Genomic DNA, 9977 nt, shown 5'->3' with positions numbered 1-9977 from the left:
AAGTACTTGGGGGGAAGCCCCCTGGGAGGATAGGAAGCCGCTGATTATACGTAGGGGTATAGCTCAACTGGTAGAGTAGTGGTCTCCAAAACCATTGGTTGAGGGTTCGATTCCTTCTGCCCCTGCCAAAACACAGAGGGAGAGGAATCCAATGGAGGCCGATATCCCTCTACATGACTCGGTAGCTCAGCTGGATAGAGTGACTGACTACGAATCAGTAGGTCTAGGGTTCGAATCCCTACCGGGTCACCACAGGCAGCTCATGCATTTTGTATGAGCTGTTTTTTTTATAGGCCGTCATTTACAAGTATCCTTTTTTTATATACAATAGATACTTGAGTAATGTACCTTTATTTTTGCATTTTATAAGGAGTACTCTTATGAAAATTTCTGAACTTGGTGAATTTGGCTTTATTGATGCCATAAAAGAGGATACGTTATTTAATCCCGATCCGGTTGTCATCGGTATTGGCGACGATGGTGCCGTATATAAAACGTCTGAAGGTATGGAACAGGTTGCCGTTATTGATACCATGGTGGAAAATAGTCATTTCATCATTCATCGTACTGGTGACTGGTATGATGTCGGCTATAAAGCCGTGGCTTCCAATCTCAGTGATATTGCTGCCATGGGGGGCATTCCTACACATATTGTCCTGTCTACGGCGATTGCACCGGATATGGAAGTAGAAGGTCTCATTTCTTTATACGATGGCATTAAGGACATCTGTCGTACGTATCACGTCAATATCCTTGGAGGAGACACGGTCACTTCTAAAGAAGGCATGGTTATTACCGTAGCTGCGTTTGGGGAAATCGAAGCAGGAAAAGCTATACGCCGTAGTGGCGCGCGGCCTGGAGATATCGTGGCCGTTTCTCATACCATTGGCAATTCGAGTGGTGGTCTGGCTGCTCTTTTGCAAAACCACGACGGATATCCTCAATTGAAGCGCGCCCACCGTTTTCCCGTTCCTCAGGTTGAACTGGGACGGCTGCTGGTCAAATATAACTGTCACAGCCTGAATGATATCAGCGATGGCCTGGCCAGTGAAAGCAATGAAATTGCCAAGGCCAGCGGAGTACGACTGGTTCTGAAGAAAGATGCCATTCCTGTCAGCGATGAATTAACATCCTGGGCGGCTGAGTCGAAGACAAGTGTATGGAACTATGTCTTTAATGGCGGGGAAGATTATGAATTGATCTTTACCATGGAACCGGCAGATTTTCATTCGCTGCAGTCGGAATATTCTGATGTGACTAAAATCGGTGTCGTCCGTTCCGGAAATGGCGACGTACTTCTCGTAGATGGTGATACCGAATCGATTCTGGCCCCTACTGGCTGGACTCATTTTTAAGGAGGCTCTTATATGGATGTGGTAACACAGTCAGAGCAGGAAACAACCGGCCTGGGTATGGCAATCGGCTCCGTGTTGCAATCGGGTGATGTGCTGGCACTGCATGGCGATTTAGGTGCCGGCAAGACTCATTTTGTGCAAGGTATTGCCCGTGGGATGGGAATTGATGCGAATGTGCCCAGTCCGACGTTTACGATTTTAAACTATTATGAACATGATATTCCGTTACAGCATTTCGATTTTTATCGTCTTGAGGAAGAGTATGAACTGGATGATCTCGGCTTTGATGACTATCTGACTAGTGGAGTTACGGTTATAGAATGGTCAGAAAAATTTCCTGACCGTCTTCCGGACGATGCGTTACATATCACGATTCAGAAGACGAGTGCGACTGGCCGGATTTTCCATTTTGATTTTAGTGGGAGTCGTTGGTCCCAGGTAGAAAAAGAGGTACAGAAATATGCTATTAGCCATTGAAACGTCCAGCCTTGTATCCAGTGTGGCCCTACTGCATGAGGATTCTCTCCGTGCAGAGTTGACGATACAGGCAAAACTGACCCATTCGGAACAGCTCATGCCCCACATTGCTGATATGCTTCAGAAAGCATCTGTCAAGAAAAGTCAGATTGACGGAGTGGCTGTTTCGATAGGGCCCGGCTCTTTTACGGGTCTTCGTATCGGTCTGGCATCGGCCAAAGCCCTGTCCTTTGCATGGCAGGTACCGATTGCAGGAATTGAAACGCCCCGGGCATTAGCCTGGAATTTTATGGGCATGTCTTATCCGGTTTGTGTTCTTATTGACGCACAAAAGGGAAACGTATATGCTTCTACCTATCTCTGGCATGAATGGAATCTTGAGGAACAACGTCCGGTTACCGTTATGCCCGTGGCCGATGTCCTGACTGCCTGTAAGTCCTGTGGCGGGCCTGTTGTATTCTGCGGTGATGGGGCTATTCTGTATCAGAAACAGATACAGGACGCCAGTCCCATGTTTTATCTTGCACCGCCGACGATGCGTATCCCCCGGGCGGGAAGCCTGGCAATGGCGGCTAAAAGACGGCTGGATGCTGGCGATTGTGATGACTGCATGACCCTGACGCCGGCGTATAAACGGCGCAGTGAAGCCGAAGTATTATGGGAAAAACGGCATGGTGAAACGCTATGTCTATGATTGTACGGCCGGCTGTACGTCAGGATGCGGCCGGAATTTATGATATAGAAAAAGAATCGTTTTCTGTTCCCTGGTCCAGAGAAAGCATCAACCATGAACTGGAACATACCGAACTGACCCGGTATTATGTACTGGTCCGTGATGATGGATACATTGCCGGGTATGCCGGATTGTGGCGCGTTACCGATGAAGGCCAGATTACCAATATCGCACTGCGCAAAGATGCGCGGGGCAGAGGATATGGCGAGCTTCTCGTCCGGGTCATGATGGAAAATGCGTTTGAAGAAGGGTGCATGGATATTTTTCTGGAAGTACGCGTTTCCAATCTGCCGGCTCTGGGATTATATCGTAAACTGGGGTTTGAAGTTCTTTCCGTGCGGAAGGGATATTATTCTGAGCCCGTGGAAGATGCCTATGTCATGGGATGTCAGAAAGAAAAGTATAAATGGGCTGTAAAATAATAAAAAGGATGAACATATTATGTATACATTAGCATTGGAAACGAGCTGTGATGAAACATCGGCAGCCGTTATTCAGGATGGACGCCATATCTGCTCCAATATTATTTCCACGCAGGTGCCGATTCATCGCAAGTTCGGCGGCGTTGTACCAGAAATCGCTTCACGTCAGCACATTGAATACGTTATGCCAATCATAAAAGAAGCCCTGGACGAAGCCGGGGTCGATATGCACGATATTGATCACATCGGCGTCACCTATGGCCCGGGTCTGGTAGGTGCTCTCCTCGTGGGTGTCGCGGCTGCGAAGGCTCTCAGTTTTGCCCTCGATAAACCGTTAGTCGGCGTCAATCATATGGAAGGCCATATTTTTGCTAATTTTCTGAGTCATCCCGAACTGGAACCACCGTTTTTAGCTCTCGTCGTATCGGGCGGTCATACCCAGCTGGTCAAAATCAAGGGGTATAATTCCTTTGAATTGCTGGGACGGACACGGGATGATGCAGCAGGAGAAGCTTTCGATAAAATTGCCCGCGTCATGGGGTATCCCTATCCGGGAGGCCCTCAGATCGATGCCCTGGCAAAAAAAGGAAATCCTGATGCCATTACATTCCCTAAGGCATTGCATGAAAAGCATAATTTTGAATTTAGTTTCAGCGGCCTGAAGTCGGCCGTCCTCAATTACCTGCATACCCAGGAACAGCGTCATGCCGGTTATAGCCCGGAAGATGTTGCTGCCAGTTTTCAGAAAACCGTAGTGGAAACATTAGTAGAAAAGACGATGGATGCAGCCCGCTGGAGCGGTATGACGAACATTGCCGTAGCCGGAGGCGTGGCTGCCAACAGCGGTCTTGCCGCTGCGATGGAAGCTGCCTGCGCAAAGCGGCAGTATACGCTATACCGGCCGGAACCCATATTATGTACCGATAACGGGGCTATGATAGGCTGCAGGGCCTATTATATGGCCATAGATGGGCGGTTTGCCGATCTGACGTTGAATGCACGCCCTGCATTATCTATCACGACATGCTGAGGTGATGGAGATGTTGTCTCCCATAGAATCCATCTGCCAGAGTGCCAGTTCTTTGTCAGATGTCCAGATCCACATTTTAAAGAATAGTGAAAAATTGCTGCAGTTCGCCAGTGATTTATCTCATCGGAAAATCTATGTGTACGTTCCCGGACAGGAACAGGATACATTGGTCCTGGCAGCGCAGAGGCGCCCTTTCTTTCAGGGAACATCCAGTCTGGCAGAGCTGCCATCTTCGGGAGTTATCGTTACCCGGTATGATGAGCCGCTGGTGTGGCAGGTCCTGATGACGGGAAATCCGATAAAGGGAATGATAGAAACGAATTATGGTCAGATGGAGCCTATTTCCTGTTACCCCTTTGTCGATAATGGAGGACTCGCTATCGGCGTCATTTCCTTTGTCGGCCGGATCGAGAAGAGCCGGGATATATTAACAGAAACGGCCTTTCTGTCATTGCAGGTGCCGATAGAAGAGCCTATGAACCGGTTATATCAGCGGTTATCTCTGCAAGATGGCATCATTCTTATCGATGGCAATGGTACGATCCGATATGCTGATGATATGGCGGAGAGCATCATGCAGCTGCGGGGACGGTTCAGAAGCCTGCCGGGAGAAAATATTTACAGCAGCCAGCTTCATTTTGCCGGGGTCAAACAGGTCCTGGAAACCCGCCAGGGTTCTGTTGAAGATGTACAACACGGGAACAACGTGTTTACCAGGCGGATTATCCCTATTCTGAGACGGGGCCGTGTAGACCGTGTCATAGTGGTTATTACGGAACGGACAGAACTGTATCAAAAAGAAGAAGAACTGATGATTAAAACGTCCGTTATCAAGGAAATTCATCATCGGGTCAAGAATAATCTGCAGACCATTGCTGGTTTATTGCGCATGCAGCTGCGCCGTGTCCAGAGCGAGGAAGCAAAAGAAGCACTGAGTGAAAGCCTGAACCGGATTATCAGTATTTCTCTCGTTCATGAGACATTATCCCATCATGATGAAGAATACATCAATGTGTCCGATGTTGCAGAAAAGTTACTGTCTCTGGTATTGCATAGTCTGGTGAGCACAGAAAGCCATATCCGGTCTGTTTTTCACGGGCAGGAACTGATGCTGCCTTCTGATGCGGCAACATCGCTGTCGCTGGTCCTGAATGAATTGATTACCAATGCCGTGCTGCATGGGCTGGCAGGCCGCAAAGAAGGTGTCGTTACTCTGCAGATCGGCTGTCACGGGGAGACAGCCGGGATTGTGGTGGAAGATAATGGCTGCGGCATGCCGGAAACAATGACGAAGGACAAGCGCCATCATCTGGGATTGAAAATAATCAGTACACTGGTTGAAAAAGACCTGCACGGGACGATTACTTTTTTACGGGCAGATCCGGAGGGAACCCGGGCGGTCATTCATTTTCCAATAGAAAAAAGGGGAGATTAGAATGGGGTATCGTGTGGTTATCGGTGATGATGAATCGATTATCCGGATGGATCTGGCAGAAATGCTGGAGGATGCCGGACATGAAGTCGTAGGAGAAGCTTCTGATGGAGTGGAAGCACTGGATCTGGTCCGCAAGACGCGTCCGGATATCGTATTGCTTGACATTAAGATGCCCCGGTTGGATGGTATCCATGCAGCCCGGATGATGGCCCATGATCACCTGGCACCGGTATTGCTCCTGACGGCCTACAGCCAGCGCGATATCGTCGATAAGGCCAAGGATTCCGGTGTTCTGGGATATCTGGTTAAACCTGTATCGCCGACTAATTTATTCCCTGCTATGGAAATTGCCGTGTCGCAGTTTAAAAGGCAGCAGGAAATACATGCCCAGCTTGAACAGATGAACGAACAAATGGAAACGCGGAAAATCGTGGAACGGGCCAAAGGTCTCATCATGGATTTATACCATATTCCGGAAGAAGAAGCATACCGCCGCCTGCAGCAATATAGCATGAAAAAACGGACGACGCTGAAGCATGTTGCGGAAGCAGTCATTGCCAGTATGGCGAAAAAGAATAATCAGAGATAATGGAGGATGCCAGACAGAGTTTCTGCCTGGCATTTTTGTCTGATTAAAAAAAACTATTGACTTTTTTACCTTTACTGAGTAATATATATATTGTAGTTAGCACTCAGATATAGTGAGTGCTAATAAGGAACATGATATGAAATGTTAGGAGGAATATACAATGTTAAAACCTTTAGGAGATCGCGTTGTCATCCGCGTATTGGAACAGGAAGAAAAAACAGTTGGCGGGATTTATCTGCCGGATACAGCTAAAGAAAAACCGTGCGAAGGCGAAATTATTGCAGCCGGCCCGGGTAAACTTCAGGAAGATGGTTCCCGCGTTGCATTGGATGTCAAAGCAGGCGACAAAGTTATTTTCTCTAAATATGCAGGCACAGAAGTCAAATATGAAGGAGAAAAATATTTAATCGTCAGCGAACGCGATATTCTGGCAATTATGTAATAAACGGCCTGTAACGGTCATCATTATTGAATATATACTATAATACAGGAGAGTGTTTAACATGGCTAAACAGATTTTGTTCAACGAAGATGCACGCCGTGCTTTAGGCAAAGGCGTTGACGCATTGGCTAATGCAGTAAAAGTAACATTGGGGCCAAAAGGCCGTAATGTAGTCCTTGATAAAAAATTTGGCGCACCGACTATCACTAACGATGGTGTTACTATCGCCCGTGACATCGAACTGGAAGATCCGTTCGAAAATATGGGTGCCCAGCTGGTAAAAGAAGTAGCAACGAAAACGAACGACGTAGCCGGTGATGGCACGACAACAGCTACGCTGCTGGCCCAGGCTATGATCCAGGAAGGCATGCGCAATGTTGCTGCCGGTGCTAATCCGATGATCCTCAAACGCGGTATTGAAAAAGCCGTAGCAAAACTCGTCGAAGAAATCAAGAACCGTTCCATCGCCGTTTCTGACAAAGCAGCTATTGCCCAGGTCGCTTCTATTTCTGCAGGCGATGAAGAAGTCGGCAAATTAATTGCTGAAGCTATGGAAAAAGTTGGCAAAGACGGCGTTATTACCGTTGAAGAATCCAAGACGATGGGCACTCAGCTGTCTGTTGTAGAAGGCATGCAGTTTGACCGCGGCTATATTTCTCCGTACATGGCAACGGATGCAGAAAAAATGGAAGCCGTTATGAGCGAACCGTACATCCTCATTACGGACCGCAAGATTGCTTCTATCCAGGAAATGCTGCCGGTTCTTGAAAAAGTTGTACAGGCTGGCAAAGAACTTCTCATCATTGCTGAAGATGTCGAAGGCGAAGCTCTGGCAACACTCGTTGTCAACAAACTGCGTGGCACGTTCAAAGCCGTTGCTGTTAAAGCTCCGGGATTTGGTGACCGCCGCAAAGCTATGCTCCAGGATATTGCCGTACTCACCGGTGCTAACGTCATTTCGGAAGATGTAGGACGCAAACTGGACAGCATTACGATGGAAGATCTTGGCACGGCTCGCCAGGTACGTGTTACGAAAGATGAAACGACTATCGTAGAAGGCCACGGTGATCCGCAGGCTATCAAAGACCGCATTGCCCAGATCAAGGCCCAGATTGCCGAAACCACATCTGACTTTGATAAAGAAAAACTGCAGGAACGCCTGGCTAAGATGTCCGGCGGTGTGGCTGTCATCGAAGTCGGTGCTGCTACGGAAGTTGAATTGAAAGATAAGAAACTGCGTCTGGAAGATGCACTGAATGCTACCCGCGCAGCTGTTGAAGAAGGTATCGTAGCCGGCGGCGGCACTACATTTATCGATATTCTTCCGGCTCTTGATGAATTCCATGAAGAAGGAGACGTTCAGACCGGTATTAATCTGGTAAAACGTGCTATCGAAGAACCGGTACGCCAGATTGCTGCTAACGCAGGTCTGGAAGGATCCGTTATCGTGGCAAAGGTTAAAGCTGCCAAAGACGGCGTAGGCTTTAATGCACTGAAAGAAGAATACGTCGATATGGTTCAGGCTGGTATCGTGGATCCTGCCAAGGTTACACGTACGGCATTACAGAACGCTGCTTCTATTGCCGCTCTGGTCCTGACAACGGAAACGCTGGTTGCTGATAAACCGGAACCGGCTCAGGCTGGTCCTGCTGTTCCTCCGGCAGGCATGGGCGGAATGCCCGGCATGATGTAAGAGTAAGCCGGAACGGTTTTTCTCCATCAGGCAACGTGTAAGATAAACGTAATAGGACATCCCCGTGATTTCAAGTCACGGGGATGTTTTTTTTGACTAAATTATGTTTTTGGGTTATGATAAATGAGCTATAAAATTCTAAATTAGTATAAGGAGTAGCGAATGACTGGTACAATACCTCTAAAACAGATGCTTCCATTAGTGGGATTGACGATTTCAGCATTTATTTTCAATACATCTGAATTTATGCCTATTGGTTTATTGATAGATATTTCCCGGTCTTTTTCTATGACTGAAGCACAAACCGGCACGATGATAACCGTTTATGCCTGGGTCGTAGCCGTATTATCCCTGCCTTTGATGCTGCTTACTTGTAATATAGAATCACGACGTCTTTTGCTGGGGACCGTGGCATTATTTCTGGCCGGACAGATTGGTTCCGGTCTGGCTGTCTCTTTCTGGATGCTGATGCTGGCCCGTGTCAGTGTTGCCTGTGCCCATGCTGTTTTCTGGTCCATAGCGGCGCCGATTGCCGTCCGGCTGGTATCGAAAGAACACCGGTCTCTGGCTCTGAGTATGATTATTACGGGTACATCGATTGCCATGATTGCCGGATTGCCTATGGGACGGGCTATCGGCTTGTATGTAGGCTGGCGTATAACCTTTTTATGTCTGGCAGGTATTTCCCTCCTGTCTATTTTATATCTGTTTATCGTATTTCCCTGCTTAAAACAAAATCAGCCTTTTTATATTTCTGATCTGCCGCATATGCTGAAAAATCGTATACTCCTGGCGATTTATATCATTACGGTATTATTTTCCACATCCTATTATACGGTGTATAGTTATATTGAACCATTTATGCAGCAGATAGCCCATATGAGCGATACGTGGATTACGTTGATTCTGACTGTTTTTGGAGTTAGCGGATTGTTAGGAAGTATTATTTTTTCACACTTTTATAATCAGTTCCGGTTTGTACTCATCCGCCTGAGCCTGATTTGCCTGGCAGGATTATTTTTCCTGCTGGGTCTGGCTTCACAAGATACGAGGATGATTATTTTCGTTTGTGTGTTGCTGGGAATTACGGCGACGGTTTTTAATGTGACGTTTCAGGCTGAACTGATTCAATGTGTCCCGGCCGGGGCAGCTGCCGTAGCCATGTCGATTTTTTCCGGTATTTTCAATCTGGGAATCGGCAGTGGAACCTGGATAGGAGGAAAAACAGTTGATGCGGGATTACTAGGTGATATCGGATATGCAGGAGGATGTATTGCTGCCATAGCAGCTTTGTATTGTTTGATTGTCTTTATTCCAGGTCTGAAAAGAAAAATGGAATAAAGTAGATAAAAAGTGAAAAAAGTACTTGCTTTTTTCTTCATAACCTAGTATAATCTTTATTGTTCGATACAGAACACATGAGACATTCCTCAATAGCTCAGTCGGTAGAGCAATCGGCTGTTAACCGATTTGTCGTAGGTTCGAGTCCTACTTGAGGAGCCATGGCCCCTTGGTCAAGTGGTTAAGACACCGCCCTTTCACGGCGTGAACGTGGGTTCAAATCCCGCAGGGGTCACCATTTTTTTGGGCGATTAGCTCAGCTGGGAGAGCGCCTGCCTTACAAGCAGGATGTCAGCGGTTCAAGCCCGTTATCGCCCACCAGGCTACAGCACATCCGGAAGGATGTGCTGTTTTGCTTTATATGCAGATAGGATGAACCGCTACGCGGTACTGCCGAAACGGGGCAGAAAGGCATGCAGTGCAGTTTGGTGTACAATATAACCGGGTTTCGGCATAGGCG

General features: G+C 47.5%; 10 protein-coding genes and 5 tRNA genes. All 15 read left to right on the top strand.

Going from position 1 to position 9977, the window contains the following annotated elements; all coding sequences use genetic code 11:
• The first annotated feature begins 52 nt into the window (after positions 1 to 52).
• Positions 53 to 128, top strand: a tRNA-Trp gene (locus tag DW949_RS13235).
• Between the two features lie 47 nt (positions 129 to 175).
• Positions 176 to 252: transfer RNA gene (locus DW949_RS13230), tRNA-Arg, on the top strand.
• Between the two features lie 128 nt (positions 253 to 380).
• On the top strand, positions 381 to 1355 hold the full coding sequence (gene thiL / locus DW949_RS13225) for a thiamine-phosphate kinase (RefSeq protein ID WP_118023645.1): 975 nt from the start codon (positions 381 to 383) through the stop codon (positions 1353 to 1355).
• A 12-nt stretch (positions 1356 to 1367) separates the two neighbouring features.
• Positions 1368 to 1832 (top strand): tRNA (adenosine(37)-N6)-threonylcarbamoyltransferase complex ATPase subunit type 1 TsaE, encoded by a 465-nt coding sequence (gene tsaE, locus DW949_RS13220; protein WP_118023644.1) that lies wholly within the window; start codon positions 1368 to 1370, stop codon positions 1830 to 1832.
• On the top strand, positions 1816 to 2526 hold the full coding sequence (tsaB, locus tag DW949_RS13215; RefSeq protein WP_118023643.1) for a tRNA (adenosine(37)-N6)-threonylcarbamoyltransferase complex dimerization subunit type 1 TsaB: 711 nt from the start codon (positions 1816 to 1818) through the stop codon (positions 2524 to 2526). Before tsaE ends, tsaB begins: the two co-directional genes overlap by 17 nt.
• The gene (rimI, locus tag DW949_RS13210; RefSeq protein WP_118023646.1) at positions 2523 to 2987 is read left to right on the top strand and encodes a ribosomal protein S18-alanine N-acetyltransferase; all 465 of its coding nucleotides are present in this window, start codon (positions 2523 to 2525) and stop codon (positions 2985 to 2987) included. The genes tsaB and rimI overlap by 4 nt, the downstream gene beginning before the upstream one ends.
• A 19-nt stretch (positions 2988 to 3006) precedes the next feature.
• Positions 3007 to 4017, top strand: coding sequence for a tRNA (adenosine(37)-N6)-threonylcarbamoyltransferase complex transferase subunit TsaD (tsaD, locus tag DW949_RS13205; RefSeq protein WP_118023642.1), 1011 nt, complete (start codon positions 3007 to 3009; stop codon positions 4015 to 4017).
• A gap of 10 nt (positions 4018 to 4027) precedes the next feature.
• On the top strand, positions 4028 to 5452 hold the full coding sequence (locus tag DW949_RS13200) for a sensor histidine kinase (RefSeq protein WP_118023641.1): 1425 nt from the start codon (positions 4028 to 4030) through the stop codon (positions 5450 to 5452).
• A gap of 1 nt (position 5453) precedes the next feature.
• Positions 5454 to 6041 carry an ANTAR domain-containing response regulator gene (locus tag DW949_RS13195; protein WP_118023640.1) on the top strand — a complete coding sequence of 196 codons (588 nt, stop codon included), beginning with the start codon at positions 5454 to 5456 and terminating at the stop codon, positions 6039 to 6041.
• A gap of 160 nt (positions 6042 to 6201) precedes the next feature.
• Positions 6202 to 6483 (top strand): co-chaperone GroES, encoded by a 282-nt coding sequence (groES, locus tag DW949_RS13190; protein ID WP_059077366.1) that lies wholly within the window; start codon positions 6202 to 6204, stop codon positions 6481 to 6483.
• 61 nt (positions 6484 to 6544) lie between these two features.
• A complete protein-coding gene (groL, locus tag DW949_RS13185) occupies positions 6545 to 8176 on the top strand; it encodes a chaperonin GroEL (protein WP_118023639.1) in 1632 nt (543 codons plus the stop codon).
• Between the two features lie 162 nt (positions 8177 to 8338).
• Entirely contained in the window at positions 8339 to 9517 is a 1179-nt protein-coding gene (locus DW949_RS13180) for an MFS transporter (RefSeq protein WP_118023638.1), read from the top strand.
• An 86-nt stretch (positions 9518 to 9603) separates the two neighbouring features.
• Positions 9604 to 9679, top strand: a tRNA-Asn gene (locus DW949_RS13175).
• Position 9680: 1 nt separating this feature from the next.
• Positions 9681 to 9755 (top strand) — tRNA-Glu (locus tag DW949_RS13170).
• Positions 9756 to 9762: 7 nt separating this feature from the next.
• A tRNA-Val gene (locus tag DW949_RS13165) sits at positions 9763 to 9838 on the top strand.
• Positions 9839 to 9977 lie beyond the last annotated feature (139 nt).

The organism is Megasphaera sp. AM44-1BH (assembly GCF_003467125.1).
In the GTDB taxonomy this organism is placed as follows: domain Bacteria; phylum Bacillota; class Negativicutes; order Veillonellales; family Megasphaeraceae; genus Megasphaera.
The sequence above is the reverse complement of the archived record's forward strand: the minus strand, read 5'-3'. Positions and strand labels throughout refer to the sequence as shown.

Excerpts from the sequence above, each read along its gene's own strand:
- rimI (WP_118023646.1), top strand. The coding sequence starts at position 2,523 with ATGATTGTACGGCCGGCTGTACGTCAGGATGCGGCCGGAATTTATGAT.
- tsaD (WP_118023642.1), top strand. The coding sequence starts at position 3,007 with ATGTATACATTAGCATTGGAAACGAGCTGTGATGAAACATCGGCAGCC.
- DW949_RS13200 (WP_118023641.1), top strand. The coding sequence starts at position 4,028 with ATGTTGTCTCCCATAGAATCCATCTGCCAGAGTGCCAGTTCTTTGTCA.
- DW949_RS13195 (WP_118023640.1), top strand. The coding sequence starts at position 5,454 with ATGGGGTATCGTGTGGTTATCGGTGATGATGAATCGATTATCCGGATG.
- groES (WP_059077366.1), top strand. The coding sequence starts at position 6,202 with ATGTTAAAACCTTTAGGAGATCGCGTTGTCATCCGCGTATTGGAACAG.
- thiL (WP_118023645.1), top strand. The coding sequence starts at position 381 with ATGAAAATTTCTGAACTTGGTGAATTTGGCTTTATTGATGCCATAAAA.
- DW949_RS13180 (WP_118023638.1), top strand. The coding sequence starts at position 8,339 with ATGACTGGTACAATACCTCTAAAACAGATGCTTCCATTAGTGGGATTG.
- tsaB (WP_118023643.1), top strand. The coding sequence starts at position 1,816 with ATGCTATTAGCCATTGAAACGTCCAGCCTTGTATCCAGTGTGGCCCTA.
- tsaE (WP_118023644.1), top strand. The coding sequence starts at position 1,368 with ATGGATGTGGTAACACAGTCAGAGCAGGAAACAACCGGCCTGGGTATG.
- groL (WP_118023639.1), top strand. The coding sequence starts at position 6,545 with ATGGCTAAACAGATTTTGTTCAACGAAGATGCACGCCGTGCTTTAGGC.